At 60.1% G+C, this 24,458-nt stretch carries 22 protein-coding genes; 16 read left to right on the top strand and 6 right to left on the bottom strand.

The genetic code is table 11. The features are described 5' to 3' along the window. Positions 1-43 precede the first annotated feature (43 nt). Complete coding sequence (locus LPB19_RS01850; protein ID WP_206644397.1) at positions 44-1,111, bottom strand: beta-N-acetylglucosaminidase domain-containing protein; 1,068 nt, start codon at positions 1,109-1,111, stop codon at positions 44-46. 131 nt (positions 1,112-1,242) lie between these two features. On the opposite strand from LPB19_RS01850, the gene LPB19_RS01855 reads away from it, so the two are divergent. The 7 genes from LPB19_RS01855 (at position 1,243) to LPB19_RS01885 (ending at position 8,625) form a co-directional block, all read left to right on the top strand. After that, positions 1,243-2,295, top strand: coding sequence for an acyltransferase family protein (locus LPB19_RS01855; protein WP_206644398.1), 1,053 nt, complete (start codon positions 1,243-1,245; stop codon positions 2,293-2,295). Between the two features lie 85 nt (positions 2,296-2,380). Next, a complete protein-coding gene (locus LPB19_RS01860; protein WP_206644399.1) occupies positions 2,381-2,839 on the top strand; it encodes an ATPase in 459 nt (152 codons plus the stop codon). Positions 2,840-2,978: 139 nt separating this feature from the next. Continuing rightward, positions 2,979-4,055 (top strand): TRAP transporter substrate-binding protein, encoded by a 1,077-nt coding sequence (locus tag LPB19_RS01865; RefSeq protein ID WP_206644401.1) that lies wholly within the window; start codon positions 2,979-2,981, stop codon positions 4,053-4,055. A gap of 93 nt (positions 4,056-4,148) precedes the next feature. Further along, on the top strand, positions 4,149-4,694 hold the full coding sequence (locus LPB19_RS01870) for a TRAP transporter small permease subunit (RefSeq protein WP_206644402.1): 546 nt from the start codon (positions 4,149-4,151) through the stop codon (positions 4,692-4,694). Then, a complete protein-coding gene (locus LPB19_RS01875) occupies positions 4,691-5,968 on the top strand; it encodes a TRAP transporter large permease (RefSeq protein WP_206644403.1) in 1,278 nt (425 codons plus the stop codon). The genes LPB19_RS01870 and LPB19_RS01875 overlap by 4 nt, the downstream gene beginning before the upstream one ends. Positions 5,969-6,187: 219 nt before the next feature. After that, on the top strand, positions 6,188-7,501 hold the full coding sequence (locus tag LPB19_RS01880; protein ID WP_206644404.1) for an SAM-dependent methyltransferase: 1,314 nt from the start codon (positions 6,188-6,190) through the stop codon (positions 7,499-7,501). After that, entirely contained in the window at positions 7,501-8,625 is a 1,125-nt protein-coding gene (locus LPB19_RS01885) for an NAD(P)/FAD-dependent oxidoreductase (RefSeq protein WP_206644405.1), read from the top strand. The genes LPB19_RS01880 and LPB19_RS01885 overlap by 1 nt, the downstream gene beginning before the upstream one ends. Before the next feature lie 81 nt (positions 8,626-8,706). Here the strand turns inward: LPB19_RS01885 and LPB19_RS01890 are convergent, their stop codons facing one another. Further along, on the bottom strand, positions 8,707-9,180 hold the full coding sequence (locus tag LPB19_RS01890) for a Dps family protein (RefSeq protein ID WP_206644406.1): 474 nt from the start codon (positions 9,178-9,180) through the stop codon (positions 8,707-8,709). Between the two features lie 146 nt (positions 9,181-9,326). After that, a complete protein-coding gene (locus tag LPB19_RS01895) occupies positions 9,327-10,781 on the bottom strand; it encodes a dihydrolipoyl dehydrogenase (protein ID WP_206644407.1) in 1,455 nt (484 codons plus the stop codon). Positions 10,782-10,957: 176 nt separating this feature from the next. On the opposite strand from LPB19_RS01895, the gene LPB19_RS01900 reads away from it, so the two are divergent. Next, a complete protein-coding gene (locus LPB19_RS01900) occupies positions 10,958-11,629 on the top strand; it encodes a LysE family transporter (RefSeq protein WP_206644408.1) in 672 nt (223 codons plus the stop codon). Here LPB19_RS01900 and LPB19_RS01905 read toward each other — a convergent pair. After that, positions 11,574-12,629 carry a 3-deoxy-7-phosphoheptulonate synthase gene (locus LPB19_RS01905; protein ID WP_206644409.1) on the bottom strand — a complete coding sequence of 352 codons (1,056 nt, stop codon included), beginning with the start codon at positions 12,627-12,629 and terminating at the stop codon, positions 11,574-11,576. The two genes, LPB19_RS01900 and LPB19_RS01905, sit on opposite strands and share 56 nt — an antisense overlap. 356 nt (positions 12,630-12,985) lie before the next feature. Between LPB19_RS01905 and LPB19_RS01910 the strand changes: the two genes are divergently transcribed. Next, positions 12,986-13,798, top strand: a complete 813-nt coding sequence (locus LPB19_RS01910; RefSeq protein WP_206644410.1) for a secretin N-terminal domain-containing protein — start codon at positions 12,986-12,988, stop codon at positions 13,796-13,798. A gap of 3 nt (positions 13,799-13,801) precedes the next feature. Here LPB19_RS01910 and LPB19_RS01915 read toward each other — a convergent pair whose 3' ends face one another. After that, positions 13,802-14,293, bottom strand: a complete 492-nt coding sequence (locus tag LPB19_RS01915) for a DnaJ domain-containing protein (RefSeq protein WP_206644412.1) — start codon at positions 14,291-14,293, stop codon at positions 13,802-13,804. A 289-nt stretch (positions 14,294-14,582) separates the two neighbouring features. Here LPB19_RS01915 and LPB19_RS01920 point away from each other — a divergent pair, with 289 nt between their 5' ends. The 6 genes from LPB19_RS01920 (at position 14,583) to LPB19_RS01945 (ending at position 22,857) form a co-directional block, all read left to right on the top strand. After that, positions 14,583-15,677, top strand: a complete 1,095-nt coding sequence (locus LPB19_RS01920; RefSeq protein WP_206644414.1) for an efflux RND transporter periplasmic adaptor subunit — start codon at positions 14,583-14,585, stop codon at positions 15,675-15,677. Further along, complete coding sequence (locus LPB19_RS01925) at positions 15,677-18,715, top strand: efflux RND transporter permease subunit (RefSeq protein WP_206644415.1); 3,039 nt, start codon at positions 15,677-15,679, stop codon at positions 18,713-18,715. Before LPB19_RS01920 ends, LPB19_RS01925 begins: the two co-directional genes overlap by 1 nt. A gap of 189 nt (positions 18,716-18,904) precedes the next feature. Further along, complete coding sequence (locus LPB19_RS01930; protein WP_206644417.1) at positions 18,905-19,219, top strand: DUF3301 domain-containing protein; 315 nt, start codon at positions 18,905-18,907, stop codon at positions 19,217-19,219. 111 nt (positions 19,220-19,330) lie between these two features. Further along, entirely contained in the window at positions 19,331-20,257 is a 927-nt protein-coding gene (locus tag LPB19_RS01935; RefSeq protein ID WP_206644418.1) for an esterase/lipase family protein, read from the top strand. A gap of 12 nt (positions 20,258-20,269) precedes the next feature. Then, positions 20,270-21,382, top strand: a complete 1,113-nt coding sequence (locus tag LPB19_RS01940) for a lipase secretion chaperone (protein WP_206644419.1) — start codon at positions 20,270-20,272, stop codon at positions 21,380-21,382. An 80-nt stretch (positions 21,383-21,462) separates the two neighbouring features. Next, complete coding sequence (locus LPB19_RS01945) at positions 21,463-22,857, top strand: sensor histidine kinase (protein WP_228289177.1); 1,395 nt, start codon at positions 21,463-21,465, stop codon at positions 22,855-22,857. Here the strand turns inward: LPB19_RS01945 and LPB19_RS01950 are convergent. Then, positions 22,826-23,485 (bottom strand): response regulator transcription factor, encoded by a 660-nt coding sequence (locus LPB19_RS01950; protein WP_228289178.1) that lies wholly within the window; start codon positions 23,483-23,485, stop codon positions 22,826-22,828. The two genes, LPB19_RS01945 and LPB19_RS01950, sit on opposite strands and share 32 nt — an antisense overlap. A gap of 220 nt (positions 23,486-23,705) precedes the next feature. Here LPB19_RS01950 and LPB19_RS01955 point away from each other — a divergent pair, with 220 nt between their 5' ends. Next, positions 23,706-24,449: a substrate-binding periplasmic protein gene (locus tag LPB19_RS01955; protein ID WP_206644421.1), complete on the top strand. Its 744-nt coding sequence runs from the start codon at positions 23,706-23,708 to the stop codon at positions 24,447-24,449. Positions 24,450-24,458 lie beyond the last annotated feature (9 nt).

Raw genomic sequence — 24,458 nt, forward strand, 5'->3', positions numbered from 1 at the left:
GTTGTCTGTCAGCACCCGACCGAAGGCTGGCCTGGGCGCGCAGTTACTGGGTTTGCACCATCTCGTCGGTGACCTGATAGTCACCGTTCAGCCAGCGGACGACTTCTCGGGCTGCCGGATGCTCGAACGCTTCGTAGCAGGCTTTCAAGGAGTGTTTTTTCTCGTCGCTGATCCGGCCCAGGCCGGCGTCCTGCAGCACCAGTAAGTCGGTATGCAGCTGATCCGCCAGCTCCAGCCCCAGCACTTCCCGGGCAGCGTGACGGAACGAGTGCACATACTGGTAGTCCGGCCCCTGCCGATAGGACTCCGCCAGGGTAATGGCCGGGATCTGACTCAGGGTCGGCTGCAGGGCGGGATTGATGCCGTGGCCGTGCAGGTAGGCCGCGTTAGCCGCCGGCCTCCCGGTAAACCCCCTCAGATGCAGATGACGGGACATTCGGTCACCGTCGTTGACCGGGTAGTTGTCCCACAGGACGGGCTTGCGCCCGAGCAGATCGCCAACCCGTCGAAGGTGCCCGGGGGTAATTTCCCGGGAGCAGACTTCTTCGCCGGTCCAGAACACATCGATTTCATGATCCAGCAACCGGCCCAGGTTGTAGAGGTAATCCGAGGGGCGATCACCGAACACACGGTCCAGTACCGGGTCGTCCGAATAATAGCTGGGGCACACACTCAGACGGGGCACGGACACCTGGTCGCGCACCCAGTGCACAATATCCGCCTGGGTCTGGGCCAGCTCCGGGGTGTCGGCGCGCATGTCGTCAAACAGGATGGCGAGCTCTTCAATACCGATGCGTTTGAGCCAGGTCAGCTTCTGCGTCAGCGCCTCGCGGGCAGCATCATCAAACCGGTTAAAGATCTCGTAGGGGCTCAGGCCAACACCGAAACGGACGCCCTGTTCGCGGCAGGTTCGGGCAAAGTTTTTCAGCTCCGACACTATTTCCGGTGGGTGGGGTTCCTGCCATCGCCGGCGCAGGAACGGATCGGCTTTCGGGGCATACAGGTAGAAGCCATAGCCATGGGGCGCCAGTTTTTGCACCAGATGACGCCGCTCATCCCAACTCCAGAGCGGGCCGTAAAATCCCTCAATAATGCCCAGTGTGGTACTCATGGCTGCAACTCCTTGCATGGATTCTGGCCGGGCCTTCAGCAAACAACGATAAGAGCCGGACGATAAATAAGGCTGCGTTAGGGTCTGATTCCAAAGCAGACTATGATAGCCACAGACCCCGGGAATCCTTTATGACTGCTTCCGCTCACCGACTTGTAAGCCTTGACGCCCTTCGGGGCCTGGCCGCCCTGGCCGTGGTGCTGTTTCATTACCTACCCTATTACAACAAGCTTTACGGACATTCTTTCGATTTATCAGACACTAGCGAATGGATTTTGAGTTTCGGCCGTTACGGTGTCCACCTGTTTTTCGTGCTCAGCGGCTTCGTCATCTTCATGACGCTCGAAAAGACCAGCCAGGCGCGCTGGTTTGGCCTGGCGAGGGCCTTTCGCCTGCTACCGGCCCTGTGGGCAGGCATTGCACTCACCTATCTGTCTGTGCAGTGGTTGGGGCCGGCCGATCGGGCGGTAAGCCTGGAAACGGCATTGCTGAACACCACCCTGATGCACGAATACCTCGGCGCGGAACATGTCGACGGCGCCTACTGGAGCCTGGTGATCGAGGTCACTTTCTATTGCTGGATGGCGCTGCTGTTTTTCGGCCTCCGCAGCTGGCAGCAACTGCGAATCGCCCTGACTGTCTGGGTCGCCGTCAGCTACGCCGGCGTAATCTGGTGGAAACAAATTCCGGAACCGCTGGAATTCCTGGTCAAAGACCTGTTGTTCGTCAAATACGCACCGCTGTTCGTCACCGGTATGCTCATCTATCGCCGCTACCGGCATGGCCCGGGCACCACCTGGGATGCAATGCTGCTTCTCTTGAGTATCGGCCACGGACTGGTCGCCTACAAATCGCCTTACAGTATCTTTGTGCTGATGTGCCTGGGCCTGTTTGCCCTGGCGGTGTTTGGCCACGCCAACTGGCTCGCCAACCGCCCCATGCTCTGGCTCGGCAGCCTCTCCTACAGCCTGTACCTGCTGCACCAGAACATCGGCTATGGCGTGATGAATCTGAGCTACCAGTTCGGCCTGCCCGGCTGGCTGGGTGTGATGCTGGCGCTGGTCACCGCGATCACATTGGCGGCACTGGTGCACTACACCGTTGAAAAACCAGCCCTATCAACCTTCCGGCGCTGGCGCAACCGGACTGAAAAACCGGCCCCGGTCTCCACGTTGTCGGATTGAGATCCCGACACGCAAGCCATCCAAATGTTGGCTAGACTGTGTGTCACAGCCGTTGCCCGGCCAACCCCCGCTGCAGGAGCCGACCATGGAAATAAAGACCTACGAGGAACTGATCGACTGGACCCGCCAACTGCACGCCCATCTGGCCAGAAGCCTGCACGCCTCAGCCGAACAAGCAGCCGATGAACGGGCCAGCGCCCTGCTGGATTACATCAGTTCCCACGAAGCGAAACTGGAACAGGCGGTCACCGAATTCGAGAAACAGGCCGACAGCAAGGCTCTTCACACCCGGCTTTACGATTACGTGAATCACACGCCCATCGAATCGCACCGCACCTGCGATACCCACTATGCCGATCTGGACTTCCAGGCCATTGAGCGGGAAGTGTTTGATTTTCACGACCAGGTTATGGATCTGTACGACGCGTTGATCGGCAAGGCAGAGATCCCGGAGGCCAAGAGCCTGCTGGAGGACCTCAAGGCCCTGGAACAGCACGAGGCCATGCGACTGGCCCGGCAAATTGGCCGCATGGATGACATCTAGCCCGTTAAGACCAAGGTCGTAGATGAATTCATTTTTATTTAGTTTCCCTACTACAATTGCTAACTTGACCAACCGGTAAGCGCTAGCTCTTTCCAACGGAATGGGCTCAAAAATAAAACGAGAAGAGGTAAGAAGAGCAATGAAGATTCGTTCTGTTCTTTCCGCGGCCGTGCTGGCAGTGAGCACCGTGTTCGCATCCACACAGGCCCTCGCACAGGAAAAATTCACTCTGCGTCTGGCAGAAACCTGGGGTCCCAACTTCCCGATTTTCGGTGAAGCCACGAAAAACATGGCCGAAATGGCCGAGAAGATGTCCGATGGCCGTCTGCGCATCCGCATCGACTCTTCCAACAAGCACAAGGCTCCGTTCGGCGTCTTTGACATGGTCAAGGCCGGCCAGTACGACATGGGCCACTCGGCGTCCTACTACTGGAAGGGCAAGGTGCCCAACACGCTGTTCTTCACCAGCATGCCCTTCGGCATGACGGCGCAGGAACAGTACGCCTGGTTCTACTATGGCGATGGCATGGAGCTGATGCAGGAAGTGTATGAGCCCCACAACCTGATGTCCTTCCCCGGCGGTAACACCGGCATCCAGATGGGTGGCTGGTTCCGCAAGGAAATCAACTCCGTCGATGACCTGCAGGGCCTGAAAATGCGCATCCCGGGCTTTGCCGGCGAGGTATTCGCCGAAGTTGGCGTCAGCCCGACCAACATTGCCCCGGGCGAGCTATACACCGCCCTTGAGCGCAACACCATCGACGCGGTGGAGTGGGTAGGCCCGGCGCTGGACCTGCGTCTTGGCTTCCAGCAGATCGCCGATTACTACTACACCGGCTGGCACGAGCCGGCGACTGAACTGCAGTTCCTGGTGAACAAGAAGACCTGGGAAAAACTGCCCGCTGATCTGCAGGAAATCCTGCGTATTTCCATGCGCACGGCAGCCTACGACATGCTGATCCAGTCCCAGCACGAGAACGCTCAGGCGTGGGCCAGCATCAAGGAAGAGTACCCGGATGTGCAGGTGAAGCAGTTCCCGGAAGCGGTGTTTGAAGCCATGTACAAGGCTAACCAGAAGCTGCTGAAAGAAGCGGCGGAAGGTGACGAACTGGCCTCCCGGATTGTTGCCTCTCAGGAGGAGTACCTGAAGAAGTCGCGCGCTTACACGGACATTTCCGAGCGCGCGTATCTCAACACCATGGCTGAAGTCGAGTAAGATAGACGCCAGTGAAGAGCCGGGGCCGCTCTGTGAGTGACCCCGGCTTTGTTGTTTGTAGAGAACGCCAAACCGCGAGGCGGAGGATTTTCAATGCGGTGGATTATTAAACTCGACGAGGGCCTCGACCGGCTGGCTACGTTTTGTGGCTGGGTCGCTTGCCTGGCCATGATTTTGATGGCGGCCAACGTGTTTTACGACGTGGTTGCCCGTTACCTGTTCAACTCGGTTTCCATCGGTATGCAGGAGATGGAGTGGCACCTCTATTCCGTGGTGTTCCTGATGGGTATCCCCTACGCCCTGCGGGCCGACGGCCACGTTCGTGTGGACGTGTTCTACGCCAGATGGGGCGACAAGGCCAAGGCCTGGATCAACCTGATCGGTGCCGTCATTTTCGTGTTGCCCTTTGCCTACCTGATTGGCACCTACGGCTACGACTTTGCGGTTGATTCCTACAAGATGGGTGAAAGCAGTGGTGACCCCGGCGGCCTGCCACACCGGTTCATTATCAAGGCCGTGATCCCGTTTTCCGCGTTCTTCATCGCCACCGCCGGGCTGGGTATGATTACCTTCGCCTTGCGGGTCATGTCCGGTGAGAAAAGCTACGAAGTCGAGCACAGCGCAGGGGGTCTGGCATGATCGGTATTATCATGTTCGGCGTGGCGCTGGTCATGCTGATGCTGGGTTTCCCGGTAGCTTTCACCTTCGGTGGCGTGGCGCTGTTCTTCGGCGTCTTCGCCGAGGGCATGGATCTGTTCGCCTTCATGCCATTTCGCATCATGAGCGTGATGCAGAACACCGTGCTGATGGCCGTGCCGCTGTTTATCTTCATGGGCGTGGTGCTGCAACGCACCAGGCTCGCTGAACAGTTACTGACCTCCATGGGCCGCCTGTTTGGTGGTCTGCCCGGTGGTCTGGCCATTTCCACCATTCTGGTGGGCGCACTGCTGGCTGCATCCACCGGCGTGGTTGGCGCCAGCGTGGTGGCCATGGGCCTGATTTCGCTGCCTGTGATGCTGGCCCATAAATACGACAAGCGCCTGAGTACCGGCACCCTGGGGCAGATTGTCCCGCCATCCATCATTCTGATCATTCTGGGCGACGTTCTGGGCCTGCCGGTGGGCGACCTGTTCAAGGCTGCGGTGTGGCCGGGGGTGGTGCTGATTGGCCTGTACATCATCTACATCCTGATCATGACCCGGCTCAAGCCGGAAACGGCCCCGGCCATGCCGGAGGATCCGACCCGCTCCCGCAAGCAGGAAATCGTGTCGGCGCTGCTGGCGATCATTCCGCCGCTGGCGCTGATCGTAGTGGTGTTGGGTTCCATCTTCAGCGGTATCGCAACCCCCACCGAATCCTCCGCCCTCGGCGGCGTCGGTGCGATTGTTCTGGCGCTGATTTACCGACAGTTCTCGTTCAAGATGGTATGGGACAGCGCCAAGGACACCGTGAAAGTCACCGCCATGGTGTTTGCGATCCTGATCGGTGCCACCGCGTTCTCTATGGTGTTCAGCTACACCGGTGGCGACTACATCCTGGAAGAATGGCTGACCGCGCTGCCGGGTGAGCAGTGGGGCTTCATCATTCTGGCGATGCTGGTGATCCTGATTCTGGGCTTCTTCATCGACTTCGTGGAGATTTCCTTCATCATCGTGCCGATTCTGGCGCCGGTGGCCGAAGCCATGGGCATCAACATGCTCTGGTTCGCCATCCTGATTGCCATGAACCTGCAAACCAGCTTCCTGACCCCGCCCTTCGGGTTCTCGTTGTTCTACCTCAAAGGGGTGGCCCCGCCGGAGGTACGCACGACGGATATCTATCGCGGGATCATTCCGTTTATCGCCATACAGATACTGGTGCTGGCCCTGATCGTCGTCTTCCCCGAATGGTTCGGGATGAGTTCAACCTACTGACGCCAGACACAACCGGGCCCAAGGGCCCGGTTTTTTCTTTCCCCTCGCCCTGCCCTCCAGCACCGTTCCTGACGTTCGTGTCTCCCCAAGCTGACAAAATTGGAAGTTTTTCTATACTTAGCCTAGACATGGCGATTCTCAGACCCGCAGTCGGGACAAGCCCTTACACAGCGCCCTCCGCGAGTAAGGCGCTGAGACCAGGAAGGGAGAAACGGACTTATGACGCAGAACACCGCTCGGAAAAACGAGCAGACGACGCCGCCGGGCAAGGCCCATGTACTGACCCTGCCCACCCAGGCTGCACACGCCGACCGCCAACCCCATAATTACGAACGCTGGCTGGTCGCCAAGCTGATGCGCATGGCGGGTTCGCCGCCGATCCGGTTCCGACTGTGGAACGGCGACGTCATTGACCCCGACAACTGCGAAGCCCAGTTCGTCATTCACCTGAAAGACCCCAAAGCTCTGTATTCGCTGGTGGCGAACCCCAACCTGGCCTTTGGCGACCTTTACAGTGCCGGCCGCCTGGACGTCGAAGGCGACCTGCCCGAGCTGATGGAAGCCCTGTACCGCTCGGTCCATCAGGCCAAACAACAGTGGCCACGCTGGCTCGACGCCCTGTGGCGCAACCACAATCCTCGCTCCACGGGCATCAGCGAAGCCAAGGAAAACATCCACCATCACTATGATCTGGGCAACGAGTTTTACAGCCTCTGGCTGGACCAGGCGGCCATGCAATACACCTGTGCCTACTACGAGCAACCGGACCTGACCCTGGAGCAGGCGCAACTGGCCAAGCTGGAGCACGTGTGCCGGAAACTGCGCCTGAAACCCGGCATGACCGTCGTTGAAGCCGGCTGCGGCTGGGGTGGTCTGGCCCGCTACATGGCCCGCCACTACGGCGTAAAGGTCTATTCCTACAACATATCCAGGGCGCAACTGGCCTACGCCCGGGAAGAGGCCAAGCGTCAGGGCCTGGACCACCTGGTCACCTACGTCGAGGACGATTACCGGAATATTTCCGGTGACTACGACGCGTTTGTGTCCATCGGCATGCTGGAGCATGTCGGCAAGGACAACTACCCCGCCCTGTCGGAACTGATCAAACGGTGCCTCAAACCGGGCGGGCTGGCATTGCTGCACAGTATCGGCCGAAACCGCCCCATGCTGATGAACGCCTGGATCGAAAAACGCATCTTCCCCGGCGCCTACCCTCCGAGCATCGGGGAGTTCATGTCCATTTGCGAGCATTCGGATTTCTCGGTGCTGGACGTGGAAAACCTGCGCCTGCATTACGCCCAGACCCTCAGGCACTGGATGGAGCGGTTCACCGAGAACCAGAACCGCGTCACCGATATGTACGACGCCCACTTTACCCGGGCCTGGCAGATGTACCTGGCCGGTTCCATTGCGGCCTTCCGCGCGGGCTCCCTGCAACTGTTTCAGGTGGTATTCAGCCACGGTAACAACAACCAGCTTCCGCAGAACCGGCGTGATATCTACGCTTCGCCCGCGGCGCCGGAGGGTGTGTAATGGAATACTACGATCTGATCATCGTGGGCGCCGGCCCCGCCGGCTCAACCCTAGCCCATCGCCTGCAGAACAGTGGCAAACGGGTACTGATCATCGACAAGCAGACCTTCCCGCGGGACAAGACCTGCGCCGGCTGGGTAACCCCGGCGGTCTTCGAATCGCTGGAGATCGATCAGAAGGACTACCGCAAGGGCCGCACCCTGCAACCCATACAGCGTTTCCGTATCGGCATGATGGGTCAGCCTGCGGTCGAGAATAATCACCATAAAGTGGTCAGCTACGGCATCCGGCGCTGCGAGTTCGACGCCTACCTGCTGGACCGCGTGCAAGCCCCCAAGGCCCTCGCCACGCCGGTCAAGTCCATCGAGCGCAAGGCCGGCAACTGGGTCATCAACAACACCTGGGAGGCCCCCTTGCTGATTGGTGCCGGTGGGCATTTCTGCCCCGTGGCACGCCTGCTGGGCGACGGGCCGGGGAGCCACGAAACCATTGTGGCGGCCAAGGAAGTCGAGTTTGAAATGACCCACCAACAGGCTGAAGCCTGCCAGGCTCAGGGCGACAAGCCGGAGCTCTGGTTCTGCAAGGACCTGAAGGGCTACGCCTGGGTCTTCCGCAAGGGCAATTACCTGAACATTGGGCTTGGGCGCGAGGACAACCACAAACTCAGCGATCACCTGGAGCGCTTTGTTGAGGAAATGAAGGCCTCGGGCCGGATTCCCGGTGACCTGCCGGGACGCTTCAAGGGCCACGCCTACCTGCTCTATGCCCATGCCGAACGCCCCCTGGTGGACGATGGCATCATGCTGATTGGCGACGCCGCCGGGCTGGCCTACACCCAGAGCGGAGAAGGCATCCGGCCCGCCATCGAGTCTGCGATGATGGCCGCCGATGTGATCCGCGACGCCACAGATTACTCTGCGGCCTCGTTGCAGGTGTATGGCGATGCGATCGCCGAGCGTTTTGGCAACCGGGCAACGGACATGGAGCCCGCCTGGCAGGTGCCGGATTGGGTCAAGATGCCCCTGGCCAGCGCTCTGATGCGCTCCCATTGGTTCACCCGCAAGGTGGTCACCGAGAAGTGGTTCCTGCATCAGGAAATGCCGCCATTAAAACGGGCGGTCTGATCCGGCAGACACGAAAAAGGCGGCCATTTGGCCGCCTTTTTCTATCGCTCTCGTTTCAGGAGCGACCCTCACTACGGAGCGTTACTGGCCGAGATAACTGCGGTACATCCAGACCGTTTTCTCTTGCTGAGAGATGTAATCACTCATCAGGGCGACGGTGCCCTCGTCCGAAGCCTCGCCCGCCAGATTGAGCAGATGACGCTGCTTCTCGATCAGCGTCGCGAAACTGTCGACGATGTGGCCCATCGCTTCTTTCCCGTCTGATACGTCCTTGCGCTCCGGAATATCAGACGCCTGGATGTAAGCGCTGTAGGCATGGGCCGGACGGTGACCAAGCGTCAGTACGCGCTCCGCGACTTCATCAATCTTGAGCAGCAGATCGGTGTAGAGCTCCTCGAATTTGACGTGCAATTCGAAGAAATTATCGCCTTTGATGTTCCAGTGATAGCCGCGAACATTCATGTAGAAAATCTGATAGTTCGCCAGCAGATCGTTCAGTGCCTCTGCCAAACCGGCCGTTTTCTCCGTGTCCAATCCGATGAAATTCTTGCTCATGGCTAACTCCTTTCGAAACCGTTGATTGAGTGACTGACCGCAAGGATACGGAAGCGCTGCCGTGCCGTGAAGTAAACTTCACCAATACCAGCCATAACCCACCACTATCGAATCAAGCATGCCAATAGCATTGAGGCCATTCGTATCTAGACGCCCGGCCCGCATTCCATGCAGCCCTCTGCAGGCTCATGACCAATACTGAGGTTGCGGTTCAGCTGTTTCAAGGCGGTTCGCAAACCTTCCTCAACCACCGGGTGATAGAACGGCATTTCCAGCATTTCGGGGACGGTAAGTCGGCGCTGAAGCGACCAGGCCAGCAGATGAGCCATGTGTTCAGCCGCCGGGCCAAACAGTTCCGCCCCCAGGAATAACCCGGTACCCTGCCGGGCATACACTCGGAGCAATCCCCGGTTTTTCGCCATGATCCGGCTACGCCCCTGATCCTCAAACGAGACCTCGCCAATCGCGAAATAGCCCTGACACGCCTCGTCCACCTGCTGGAGCGTCATGCCGACTGACGCGATCTGCGGGTCGGTGAACACAATCGCCAGGGCGGGTCGCCGATTGCCGGCGCGCACATCGGGGTAGGCTGCGGCATTGTCGCCGGCGATACGGCCCTCATCGGCAGCCTCATGCAGCAGCGGTTTCGCGTCATTGGCGTCACCGGCAATAAAGATGTGACTGTCGCCACAGCGCAGGGTGTAGGCATCGAAGCGGGGCACCCCGTTATCATTCAAATCAATGTCGGCGTTCTGTATGTCCAGCCCATCCACATTGGGCTGCCGCCCGGTGGCCGCCAACAGATAGTCAAAAGTTTCCGTCACCTGCCCTCGCTCTGAATCGCGGTAGGTGATGGCCACGCCGTCGTCGGTGCGTGCGACGTGTTTTACGTCTGAATCGGGATCCAGCGGAAACTCGTTGTTGAAGGTCTTCAGAGCGTAGTCTCGAATCTTGGGGTCCTGAATCGGCCCCACCGAACCCCCGACACCAAACATCCGGACCCTGATACCCAGCCGGCTCAGGGCCTGCCCCAACTCCAGCCCGATCACCCCGGGGCCAAAGACCGCCACCGAGTCGGGTAACGTCTGCCACTCGAACACATCGTCATTCACGATTAGCCGGTCGCGGGCTTCTTCCAGCATCTTGGGCACCACAGGCCGTGACCCGGTGGCAATGATGATGCGGTCAGCGTTGATTTCGAGGTCCGCGTCATGATCGGTGTCGATCATCAGCCGGTGCGGGTCGGCGAACCGGGCGTGCCCCAGAACCCGGTGCGAGTCAGGTAACTTTTCGACGGAGCGGATGACACCGTCGACAAACTGATCCCGTTCCTGGCGGATCCTGGCCATCACCGCCTGGCCATCCACCGTCACCTCCCCGGCCTTGATACCAAAAACCGACGCGGTCGCCATTTGATGAGCGCTCTCGGCGGCGGCGATGAGTAACTTGCTGGGCATACAGCCAACCCGAGCACAGGTCGTGCCGTATTGGCTGGCCTCGATCATCACCACCCGATCGGTGGCCTTTCTGACCCGCTGATAGGCCACCATGCCGGCGGAGCCTGCGCCGATAATGGCGACATCCACATCACGTTTTTCCATTCCGTTTTCTCCTTGCCTGCGGCTTGAGAACGGGATTTCTGTCGGCAACCCCGAGCGTTCTCTTCAGTATAGAAGGCGGTGCAAACGGACGGTCAGTGCCGTACTCGGGGGCGGACACCACCGGCGAATTGGCTTAAGCTGTCGGCCTTCAATATCTCTGGCCGAGGGAAAGGAAAGTGCAGAACTATTGGGCGGAATTTGTAACGGTAGCCGTGGTGCATCTGCTGGCGGTGGCCAGTCCTGGGCCGGATTTTGCGGTAATGCTGCGCCAGGCCCTGAGTCAGACCCGAAGCAACGCCCTGTTGACGGCTGCTGGCATCGGCCTGGGCATTCTGGTGCACGTAAGCTATTCCCTGCTCGGTATCGGGCTGCTGATCCAGCAATCGGTATGGCTGTTCAATGTGCTCAAAGTGGTCGGGGCACTGTACCTGACCTGGATTGCCCTGCAATGCCTGAAAGCCCGGGCCGGCGACGTTCGTCTGGAGAGTGCAGAGGGCGCCGGCCAAACCGGCCTGGCGGCGTTTCGGCTGGGGTTCCTCACCAATGTCCTTAACCCGAAGGCCACCCTGTTTTTCGTGTCCCTGTTTTCCGTGGTGATCAGTCCCGGCACCCCGGTTCTGCTGCAGGCCGGTTATGGTGTGTACATGGCACTGGCCACCGGACTCTGGTTCGCAATGGTGGCAGTGTGCTTCACCCTGCCGGGCGTGCGGCGGCAATTCGGCCGGTTCGGCCACTGGCTCGACCGCCTCATGGGCGGCGTGCTCTTGCTGCTGGCCGGCCAGCTTCTGCTCGCTACAGTGAGCGGATCAGAGACTCCGTCTGCGCCCACCCCAGACACGGGTCAGTAATGGAGCAACCGTAAATCAGGTCCTCACCATCGTTCTGGCGCCCCGGTTCCAGGAAGCTCTCCAGCATTAACCCACGAATGTGATGCAGGCCTTTGCGCTGCTGGTCCATGACCTGACGGGCAATATCCATCTGACGCTCAGCCTGCTTGCAGGCATTGTCGTGGCTGCAGTCCACCATCACTGATGTCAGCAACTGATGGTCGGCCAGCGCGCCAGCGGCCGATGCGATGCTGTCCGCGTCGTAATTGGTAATGCCCCGGCCGCCGCGCAGCACCAGATGGGTGTCCGGATTGCCGCTGGTGGTAATCATCACCGGCGCACCGGTAGCCGACACCCCCATATGGTGATGCGGGTGAGCGGCCGACTTCATAGCGTTGATAGCAACACCCACGCCGCCGTCGGTGCCGTTCTTGAAGCCCACGGGCATAGGCAGGCCACTGACCATTTCACGGTGGACCTGGGATTCGGTCGTGCGGGCACCAATAGCCGTCCAACTCACCAGATCACCGAGGTAATCCATGGCGAACGGGCTCAGTGCTTCGGTTGCCAGCGGCAAGCCCATCACGGACAGGTTGTGCAACAGGCGCCGGGACCGGACCAGCCCGCCGTGAATATCACCCGCCCCGTTGCGGTCCGGATCGTACAGCAGCCCTTTCCAGCCCACGCTGGTCCGGGGCTTTTCAAGGTACGAACGCATGACAATCAGGAAGCGATCACCGACGTCGTCGGCCAGGCGTTTGAGCTTTTCGCCATACTCCAGCGCCGCCACTTCATCGTGGATGGAGCAAGGCCCCACCACCAGCAAGGTCCGGTCATCCTTACCCTGGAGTACGTCGCGGATGGCCGCCCGATGACGATCAATGCGCCGGGCCACGCCTGGCTCCACCGGCAGGGCCTCGCGCAGGGCGTCGGGTGTGGGTAGCGCAACTTCCGTACGACGTTGATTCATGGCTGCTGGGGCGGCCTCGTTCAGTAGCTCGGTGCGTGGCGGCATGTTCATATCAGTGGTCCATATCCCTGTGTCAGAATCAAAAAAGCCCCGGCTGGGCTACCAGTCGGGGCTTTTTGAGTCCGGTGGCAGCCTGGTTGCTCTGCCGGGCTGCCTTCCTCGTTGTTCGTTTGATGAAGATCTTACGGGCGGCCCGGGCTCTGGCTAAAATAAAAGCCATAACCAAACCACCAAGAAAACACAGCAGTACCTGCTGCCTTCAGCGCGTCGCCGAAAGCTGTCAGAACGTTCAATTGACAGGCTGCATGTATCGTCTTCATGCTGATCAATATATACCCCGGGTTTCGAGCTTGGCAACCCCCCAGAATCCGGAAGATCCGAATTCGTCGACAAAGACGGGACTGTATATGACTGACTACCCATACTCGTGCTCGCGCCGCAGGTCCTTGCTCGCAACGATCGCCACAGCCATGCTGGTGGTAATCTGCCTGACCGCGACCGGCGTTCACGCCCAGACCGATACGCGTATTTACGATGTCCGCAATCGTTCCGCCGATGACATCGCCAATCAGATTCGTGATCTCTACCAGGACACTCCGATGACGGTAACGTCGCGAGGCCAGCGACTGGTGGTCCGCGCTGAGGCGCAGCTTCTGGAAGAAGTCGGCACACTGGTGTCGGTGCTGGATGTGGCACCGGTTCAGCTGCGCATCACGGTTCGCAGCCGGGAAGACATTGGCGGCAAGCGTTCCGGCGCCGGCGTGTCTGGATCGTCGGATCGGGTGACGGTGGGCGTTGAGCGCAGGGGCACCAGCACGAGCAGCGCACGGCAACGGACCCTGGTGGTTCAGGATGGCCAGTCCGCACACATTACGTCCGGCCAGGTCCGCACCCTGCCCTTCGCCATCCAGGGTGGACGCAATCCGGCGGCAATACTGGAGCAGGTAGAGACCCGCAGCGGGTTCCTGGTGAGCCCTCAGATGATCTCGGACCAGGCGATTGAGCTGAGCATCATGTCGTTTGAGGAAGACCCCGCCGCCCTGCCGGGTTACGACACCGAGGCGGTAGTGACCATGCGGCGGGTCGAACCCGGCCAGTGGGTGGCACTGGGCAGCACATCCACCCAGTCAAGCAACCGGCAATCCGGCATTACCTACAGCGTGAATGGCAACCGAAGCCAGGCCATGAGTTACGAAGTGAGGGTGGATATACTGCCCTGAATGTCAGCCTTGCGCTGACCGCAGCAACACATCCCGGGCCTCGTTGATCTTGGCCGCCAGGTAGTCATTGCCACCGCGGTCCGGGTGCAGCTTCTGAATGAGACGACGGTGAGCGGCAACGATTTCTGCCGCCGTGCAGCCGGGGGTCAGGCCCAGCACGTCACACGCCTCGGATACCGACATCACCGACCGGTTCGGCGCGCTGTCCTGCCGCCCGGCGCCTGCCCCGCGTTCGTTCCGTCCCAACTGGTCTTTGAACTGTGGCACCAGGGACAGCAGCCCCGGCAGTTTTCTCAGCAAGGGAATAAGCGCCGCAACCGCGGCGGTTAAAACGTGCACCCGTCCGGTGAGCACCATGAACAGCAGCAAGGCACCGCCAACCACCAGAACGATTTTCCAGACGGCGTCCTTTTTCTTTTCCGGGCTGAGCGCCCCCCACTGTTTGAGGATGACAAAGACGGCCGCGGTCAGCGCAATGCCCAGAATCCAACTCATAGCCAATCCCTTGGGAACAATCAGATGATTATTGTGTCACTTCCGGGCACATAAATTCCAGCACACCGCAGCCTGCAGAGCTGATCTCTCCTCGCCGCCACGTTCGTACAAATACGGCAATCGAGTGACAAAACCCGAGCATTTTTTGTAGGATGCTACCCTTTATGGGCGCGACCAGCCCGAGGTTAGAGGCATAGAGTTGCATGAATCCTGCTGGAGCGGATGGCAGCTCCCCGCCAGGACCAGTGCTCAAACCCGATTGTTTTCCGTTTTCCCAGGACCCGTCATTATGCGCACAGCTTCCCGCTTCGTGATCGTTGTCATTTTTCTGGCCATCGTTCTCGGTGGCATCTTCGGTTACAAGTTCTACCAGTTTGGCCAGTTCCAGGAATCGATGGGCAAACCCCAGCCACCGATCGAGATTTCGGCGGTTGATGCCCAACAGGAGCTGTGGACTCCGGCCATCAAGGCAGTTGGCAGCACCGAAGCGGTCAACGGCGTTCAGGTGGCCAACGAAGTGGCTGGCGTGATTGAGTCCATCAACTTCGAGTCCGGCGACACCGTGAAACAGGGTGACGTCCTGATCCGCCTGAATTCCGCCATTGATGAGGCGGCCCTTCGTACCCGTCGCGCCGAGGCCGAATTGGCCGCTCAGGAATTCAAGCGCGTATCCGACCTTCTGCCCAAGCGGGCGGTGTCTCAATCCCAATACGATGAAGCCAAAGCCAACTTCGACGCCGCTCGCGCTCGGGTCAACGAAGCCGAAGCCCAGCTCAGCAAGAAAGTGATCCGGGCACCGTTCGACGGCACCCTGGGCATCCGCATGGTGGATCAGGGCGAATACATCGCCACCGGCACGCCCATTGTCGAGGTCAACATGCTGGACCCGATCTACGTGGATTACACCCTGTCCGAGAAGAACCTGCCGGACGTGGCCACCGGCTACCCGGTGATCGCCACAGTCGCCGCCGTGCCAGACCAGCAGTTCGCGGGTGAAGTCAGCGCCATCAACACCTCGGTCAATCCGGAAACCCGCACCGTGCGCATCCGGGCTACCTTGAGCAACGACGGCAAACAACTTCGCCCGGGCATGTTCGCCACGGTGATGACCCGTCAGCCCAAGGACAACGAAGTCATCACCGTGCCCCGCACCGCGGTGTCCTACAACACCTATGGTGACTTTGTATTTGTGGTGGAAGAAAACGAAGAAGGCACCCTGGTGGTGAATCGCCGCACCATCGAGACCGGCGAGACCCGTGAGGGCCGTGTCGCCGTCCTGTCCGGCCTGGACGCAGGCGAAACCGTGGTGTCCAAGGGCCTGCTGCGGCTGCGCGCCGGCCAGTCCGTAGCAATCCAGCAAGCCGCCGAGGAGGCGTCTGACTGATGCGCTTCACCGATATATTCATCAATCGCCCCGTACTGGCGACCGTCGTCAGCCTGCTGATCCTGTTGCTCGGCGCCCGGGCCGCGATGGAGATGGAAATCCGTCAGTACCCGGAACTGGAAAGCACCACGGTGACGGTCACCACCGCCTATCCGGGCGCCAGTTCGGACCTGGTCAAAGGCTTTATTACCACCCCGATACAGCAGGCTATCGCCGAGGCCAGTGGTATTGACTACCTGACCTCGACCAGCTCACAGGGTGTGTCCACCATCGAAGCCAAGATGGAGCTGAACTACGACGCCAACGCCGCGTTGGCGGAGATCCAGTCGAAAGTGGCCAGTCAGCGCAACGTATTGCCGGCAGATGCCCAGGACCCGGTGATCACCTCCACCACCGGGGATTCCACTGCCCTGATGTACATCGCGTTCTACAGTGAAGAGCTGGCGGTTCCGCAGATTACCGATTACCTCACCCGGGTGGTTCAACCCCGGCTGCAGGCACTGTCTGGCGTCGGCAAGGCTGACCTGATCGGGCGCAAGTATGCGCTGCGGGTCTGGCTGGATCCGGAACGGCTGGCCGCAGTGGATATGACGCCGCCCGAGGTTGTCGCCAAACTGCGGGCCAACAACTACCAGGCCGGCGTGGGCAACACCAAGGGCAAGTACACGGAAATCGCCCTGACCAGCGACACCGACGTGGCCGACCCGGATCAGTTCCGACAGCTGGTGGTGAAGCAGTCCGGCGGCACCCAGATTCGCCTGCAGGACATTGCCCGCGTTGAGCTGGGCTCGGAATCCTACGATCAGCTCGCACTCTACAAGGGGCAGCCTGCCACCTACGTCGCCATTGAGCTGGCGCCGGGTGCGAACCCGCTGACCGTGGCCGGGCTGGTAAAAGATGCCCTGCCCGATATCGAAAGCCAGCTGCCTTCCGGCTTGAAGGTCCGCCTGGCCTATGATGCCTCGGAGTTTATCGACGATTCCATCAAGGAAGTCATCAAGACCCTGCTGGAAGCCCTCGTGATCGTTCTGGTGGTGGTGTTCCTGTGCCTCGGCTCGATCCGGGCGGCCATCGTACCGTCGGTGGCGGTACCGCTGTCGCTGATTGGCGGTGCGTTCATCATGCTGCTGTTTGGTTTCTCGCTGAACCTGCTGACGCTGTTGTCCCTGGTGCTGGCCATCGGTCTGGTGGTCGATGACGCCATCATCATGGTGGAAAACGTACACCGACACATCGAGCAGGGCGCATCGCGCTTTGATGCCGCAATTCAGGGTGCCCGGGAAATGGCGGTGCCGGTTATTGCCATGACCACCACCCTGGTGGCGGTGTACGCGCCCATTGGCTTCATGGGCGGCCTGGTTGGCTCGCTGTTCACCGAGTTTGCGTTCACCCTCGCCGGCGCGGTGGTGATTTCCGGCGTGGTCGCCCTGACCCTGTCCCCCATGCTGTCGGGCAAAGTTCTGAAGCCCCACGGCAATCCGGGCAAGTTCGAGCAGTTGGTCGAGCGGTCGTTCAACGGCCTGGCCAATAGCTACAAGAAAGCGCTCAGTGCGCTGATGGAAACCAAGTCGGTGGTGGTCTTCTTCGCTGTCGTCATTCTGGCCTCCATCTACTTCATGAATATGATGAGCCGCAACGAACTGGCCCCGACGGAAGACCAGAGCATTCTGTTCTACCAGGGCCTGGGCCCCCAGACGTCGACCCTGGATTACCTGCAGGAGCACGGCGACGAAGTTCAGGAACGCATGTCCCAGCTGCCGGGCTACAACGAAGACTTCATGATCATCGGCTTCACCGGCCCCAACGCCGTGTTCGGTGGCTTCAAACTGGCCCCCTGGAGCCAGCGTGATATCTCCCAGTTTGAGGTTCAGCCCATGCTGGATGCCGAGCTGAAGAAAGTCACCGGCCTTCAAACGGCCGTGTTCCCACGCCCGTCCCTGCCGGGGGCCGGCGGTGGCCTGCCGTTCCAGTTCGTCATTACCACCGGTAACGACTATGCCCAGCTGGACCAGGTTGCCAGCGAGATGCTGGGCAAGGCCATGGGCAGCGGCAACTTCATGTTCCTGCGCAAGTCGATCAACTTCGACCGCCCGGTCACTCGCATTCACGTGGACCGGGACCGCGTGGCCGACCTTGGTCTGTCCATGCAGGATGTCGGTCAGGTGCTGTCCAGCATGCTCGGGGGCGGCTACATCAACCGCTTCAGTATGGAAGGCCGCTCCTATCAGGTGATCCCCCAGGTGGAGCAGAGCTTCCGTCTGGATGAGCAGGCTCTGAAGCAATACTACGTGCGCGCCGACTCGGGCGAACTGGTACCGCTTGGCAGCGTGGTCAGCTTCACTCAGGACGTGGAACCGTCCAACCGGACCCAGCTCAACCAGCAGAACTCGGTGACGCTGGAGGGGGTTGTCATGCCCGGTGTGGCAGCGGGTACCGCCATGGAGTTCATGGAAACCACCGCTGCCGACGTGCTGCCCCAGGGCTTCACCTACGACTACACCGGCCAGAGCCGCCAACTGGCAAATCAGGGCAGCGCACTGATGGTGACCTTCTTCCTGTCACTGCTGGTGATTTACCTGGTGCTGGCCGCCCAGTTTGAAAGCTGGCGGGATCCGTTCATCATTCTGGTGTCGGTACCCATGTCGGTAGCCGGGGCGATGGCCTTTATCGTGCTGGGCTTCACGAGCATGAACATCTACAGCCAGGTAGGCCTGATCACGCTGATCGGGGTGGTGTCCAAGAACGGCATCCTGATCGTGGAGTTTGCCAACAAGCTGCAGATTGAAGATGGCTTCAGCAAGACCAAAGCAGTGGTGGAAGCAGCGGCCATCCGGTTGCGCCCGATCATCATGACCTCGCTGGCGCTGATCTTCGCCATGATCCCACTGCTGATTGCCGTTGGCCCAGGCGCCGAAAGCCGTTTTGCCATCGGCATCACCATCAGCGCGGGCCTGGGGATTGGCACCCTGTTTACCATCTTCGTACTGCCGGCGTTCTACATTCTGCTGGCCCGGGATCACAGCAAGACGGCGCACTGATTCTGGCGATGAAATCAGCCCGGCCACTGACAAGTGGGCCGGGCTTCTTTTTAACTGGCCCAGCCAAACCCGGCAGCCCTCCCTGTTGCCGATGGCTGGCGCCGACATCCGACAGCCTTTCTCCGACCAGGCCAATCAGTTAGGCTGTTGCCCCATCCTCCCACGCATTTTCGAGAGCAAGCCAACGTCGTGACTCTGGGTTCCCTGTTCTGGCTTTTCCTGGCCGGCTTTGCCGTCTGGTACTGGTGGCGCGCCAAAGCCATCAAGGATTTCGTGCTGCAGACCGCCCATCGCTACTGCAAGAGCATGGATGTCATGCTGCTGGACGATGCCGTGTACCTGCGCGGGTTATGGTTCAAACGCGACGACAACGGTCGCATACGGGTCTGGCGACGCTTCCTGTTTGATTTCACCTCCACCGGTGAAGAACGCTACACCGGCCGGGTCATTATGCTCGGCCAGCGAATCCTGCACATGGAATTGGACCCGCACCGGATTTCCTGACGCTCCCCCAAATGGGCGATACCCGCCTTTCCGCCATCGGCGAATAATCGATTCCGCATTAACGACCAATGGCCGCATGGGCGGCCGTTACAAAAACAACAGGAGTCAATTATGCGTTCCCGTATGACCGCAGCGTTTACGCTGGGGCTCGTATTGCTGTCAGCCTCATTCCTTTCACACGCAAGCTACACCAACACCCGCTATCCGATCGTGCTCGTCCACGGCGTTACCGGATTCGACACCATTGGCGGCCTGATCAACTACTTCCACACCATACCCTGGAACCTCAGACGCAGTGGCGCCACGGTATATACCTCCAGCGTTTCTTTCGTGAACAGCAGCGAGCAACGCGGCCAGCAACTGGCCAACTACGTCAACGGACTGGGCCACGCCAAGGTCAATCTGATGGCACACAGTCAGGGCGCGCCCACCTCCCGGGTCACCGCCTCACTGATCCCTCACAAGATCGCCTCGATCACCTCCATCAATGGGGTGAACAAGGGCTCGAAAGTGGCCGATGTCATCCGCGGCATCATTCCGCCCGGCAGTTACGTGGAAGGTGGCGCGGACGCCATCGCCAATGCCCTGGGTGGCATCGTTAACGAATTGTCCGATGCCAACAACCCGCAGGACGGCATAGCCGCACTGGAAACCCTGACCACCCGGGGCACCACCAGCCTCAACGACGCCCTGGGCTGGAAAGGCGTGAACAAGACCTCCTGTTCCGGCACCTCCGAGGATGTCTGGATCAACGGCAACAAGATCAAGTTCTTCTCCTGGACCGGCCGGGGCATCTGGACCAACATCCTGGATGTCTCAGACCCATTCCTTGGCATCACCTCCAAGGCGTTCGGGCGGGAGCCCAGCGACGGCCTGGTCGGCGTCTGCTCCACCATGATGGGCCGGGTCATCGGTACCCACTACGACATGAACCACGTGGATGCCATCAACCATATTCTGGGCAACCGTTCGATCTGGGTGAACCCGGTGACCTTGTACCGCAATCAGGCCAACCGCCTGAAAAACCGCGGCCTGTAATTCGAGGTGGGTATGAGACATCGTCCGTTGTTCAACCGTCGATGGCTCTCCGGCATCGCACTGTCAGCCCTGGTGGCTGGCAGTGCGATGTGGTTTTTACTGCCGGAGTCCGCCACAACCACATCGCCGGATTCGAGCTTGCGCGCCAGCGACCTCGACACACAAGTTCAGCCCGCCCGCACTCAAGCCGGTGTAACAACCGGGCAGACCTGGCCCGGGGATCCCCGCCTGTCGGCTCCCAAGGTGGCATCCCGCACGCCACATTCACTCGGTGATAGCCCCTTCGCGGGCTCGTTGGCGGGTACGGATATCGATGGCGCGCTGAAAGCCGACCGTAACGGTGCACTCATTGTCGATCTCGAAACCCGGGATTTCTTTGACTACTTCATGAGCACTGTTGGCGAAGTACCGCCAGAGGTTGCGCTGGAGCAGGTGCGTGCGCTGGCCTACGCCAGCCTTCCCGAGACTGCCGCCAAACAGGCCATGGAGATACTGGATCAGTACCTGAACTTCAAAGAGCAGGCCGTGCTCATGCAACGCCGGCCGCTGGACCCGGCACGACAGGGTGATCCCGCCTATCAGCGGGAAATGCTGCATCAGGCCTTTGCCGAACTCCGACAATTACGGCAATCCATTTTCACCCCGGAGGTGCACCAGGCCTTTTTCGGGCTCGAAGAAGCCTACGGCGAATACACGCTGGCAACGATTGATCTGGCCAGCCGAGAGGACCTGGGCACCGAGGCCAAGGCCGCGCTCGCCACCTGGCACCGAAACCAGTTGCCGGCCCCGCTGCGGGACACCGAACAGCAGTTGATGGCGAGCCAGCAGGAGCATCGCGAAAGACTGGAGATCATCGAAACCGCCGACTCCGCCGAGGCCGCCGGGCAGCGCCTGATCGAACGGGGCATGTCGCCCGAGTCGGCGTCGGAAGTCACAGCCTTCCTCACCGAAAGAAAGGAATTCACTGAACGTTTCGAGCACTTACAAAGCGCACTGACGCAACTGGAAACGTCCGGCCTGGCGCCTCAAGACGCAGCCAGCCAAGCTGAGGAACTGATCCAGAGGCACTTCCCGGACCAGAAGCTTCAGACCTGGGCCCGCCTTCAATTATTGAGCAGTAATTGATCAGAATGTGCAGCCACTCCCGCCCAATGACCGGTCGCCAACGTACACTTGAGAGGCCACGGACGGGCAGGCGGACAAAAGTGGACACACAACTCATTCGAGCACAGCAGGCAGCCGGTTTTCGGCGCCTGCGCTTCAGACAGGAACTGGAACCCCGATATCGGGAGTTTCGGGCGGCCGTCGTTCGCGACCGTGCCCGCCTGGTGTCTGCCGCCGGCCTGCTGCTGTTCTCTTCCTATATCCTCGCTGACCTGTTGCTCCTCCCTGCCGAACTGGCAGGGGTCACCGTCGCAATCCGACTGTGGCTGACTTTGCCAACAATCGCGCTGGTGTGGTGGCTGTCGTTCTGCCAGAAGCCCAGCAACCGGGTCTTCGAACATCTGTACACCCTGGCCTATCTGATTGGCGGGCTGAGCGTCGTTGCCATCATTGTCGCGGCACGGGTCAGGGACTTTCCCCTGCCCTATGAGGGCTTGCTGCTGATGCTGATGTTCGGCTACTTCGCCATGGGCCTGCCCTTTTTCGCGGTGTCCGTTACCTCGGCGTTGATCATCGCCGCCTATCTTGCTGCAGAGTTGGCCACTGGACTGCCCACCGCGCACCTGCTGGTTAACCTGTTTTTCATCCTGACGGCCAATACCATTGGCATGGTGGGCGCCTGGCTGAGCGAGTACCGACACCGTGCTCATTTTCTGGACCAGAACCTGATTGAGTTATTGCATCAGGAAGCCCGGGAGGAAAGCGAGCAGAAGGGACGACTGATCTCCGCGGCCAGCCACGATCTCCGGCAGCCGCTGAATGTCATCGCGCTGATGCTGGAGAACCTGTCGGAGGCTCGTCTGTCCGCCAGCCACCTGTCCCTGATCCAGCGGCTTCAACGCACGGTCGTACATTTCCGCCAGCTTCTGAATAATGTGCTGGATGTATCACGACTTCACGAAGGCATGATTCAGCCTCAAATCTCAGCCTTCTCGCTGAAGCCGCTGATCGAACAACTGGTTGACCTGACCGTGGACCATGCCGCCATACATGGCATTACCGTGGCATCGGATCCACTGTCGCCCGGCCTTGGGGTCTCAGCAGATCCGGATCTGCTACTGCGGGTGCTCCAGAACCTGGTGTTCAACGCCATCGATCACAGCGGTGGCAATACCATCGGCGTGTCCGCCAGCCAGCAGGATGAGCGGGTCACTATTGAGATCAGCGACAACGGGTCCGGCCTGGACGACCAGATCCGGCAGGACGTGTTCCAGCCCTATGTGCGCGGCGAGCACGGCCCGGACCACGCGACCGGTCTGGGGCTTGGTCTGGCGATTGTGCAAGAGCTCACCGAGATGATGGGCGGGCGCTGCGGGGTTCGCTCACAACCGGGCCATGGCAGTGTCTTCTGGCTGGCACTGATGGCGGCCCCGACCACACAGGCCCCGGCATCCGGCGATGCCGTCAGAGCCAGCCCATCTGCCGTGCCTGAGTAACGCATTCGGTACGGTTGTGCACGCCCATGTGCGTAAAGATCGCTTTCAGATGAGTTTTCACGGTGTGCTCGGTCAGGTTCAGGCTCTGGCAGATACGCTTGTTCGGAAACCCCTGGGCTAACAGGAACAGCACTTGCGTCTGCCGTGGTGTCAGGCCCTGAATCTGATCGTTCGGCCGCCCCTGCCCCGGAAAATAATCGGCGCCCTGGCTGATGCTGCGACACATGGCAATCAAGGCCGTTCGGCCGGCCGACTTCGGCAAAAACCCGCGGGCTCCGGCGGCCCTGGCGGCGCGGACGGTCGTTTCGTCCTCTGAACTGGAAATGACCACCACCGGAACCGGTAACTCGCGGGCAAGCACCCTGGGCAGCAACATCAGGCCCGTTTCCCCGTTCAGCGATACATCCAGCAGAACCAGATCGATGGCGTCGCTACAGAGCACGCCCGCAGCCTCGTCAACAGATCGGGCCAAAGCAACCGAGTCGGCCAGCCCAGCCTGTTGCAAAAGCCCTGCAAGACCTTGGGAAAACAGTGAGTGATCATCAACAATCAGAACTCTGCCCAAAGGCAAAGCGGGCCCTGCACCGGGCGTGCCCTTTGATTGGAGCTCGGCCATGGAGTGTCTCATGGTGCCTCCGCATGTTGTGATTGTTAGATACTGCGGACCAACCAATATAGGCCAGCTCGACATTTGGCACCCGGCGCCAATTAACAATTTTTGACAAATTATTGAGCAATCGGACAAACTGCGCCTCCTGTCAGCCCCACGCCACCACCATTACTCCATTGCCCCAGGGCAATCGTGACCGAGCCGGTAAACGGTGGACTGACGCGAATCGGAGCAGTAGATGTTCAGATACAGCTTTCTTTTGATCACGACGATGCTGTGCGCGCTGCCCTTCGCCCATGCTGAAAAGCCGCTGATTCAGGCGGTAACAACCAACTACCCTCCGTATGAATACCTGGAGAACGGACAAGCGGCCGGTACCGATGTAGACACCGTCAGCGCTGTACTGGCGGTTATGGGCTACGAACCCAGGTTTCGGATCTTGCCCTGGGCCCGGGCCGAACTGATGGCCCGAAACGGCTCGGCAGACCTGATCTTTTCCCTGACGGCTTCGCCGGAACGGAGCCAGTTCTATGTATTTACCGACCCGATCAGCACGGCCCGGGACGTATTCTACGCCCGCAAGGATGATGACCTGTCCTGGAACGACTACGACGACCTGTCTGGACGCAAGATCGCCCTTGCCGAACACTACAGCTACGCCCCAGACTTTATGGACTGGATAGCCCGGACCAAGCCGGACACCGTTCGGCTGCAGCAGGAACGCCCCAATCTGGCCGGGCTGCGCATGGTCGGCAAGGGCCGCGCCGATGTCTTCATCTGCGAACAGTCCGCCTGCGACCATCTGATCCGCCAGCACCGGAAGCGTTTCCCGGAACTGGCGATGCTCAAGGCGGTACCAGGCGTCATAGGCAAGGAGCGATTCTTCCGTGCCGGTTTTTCCCGGCAACACCCCCAGGCCGATCAGTTAGCGGCCGAGTTCAACGCCGCCCTGAAGCAACTGGCCACCGGCGTTTCCGACTAAAGTCGCGTA

Source organism: Marinobacter salinisoli (assembly GCF_017301335.1).
Classification (GTDB): domain Bacteria; phylum Pseudomonadota; class Gammaproteobacteria; order Pseudomonadales; family Oleiphilaceae; genus Marinobacter; species Marinobacter salinisoli.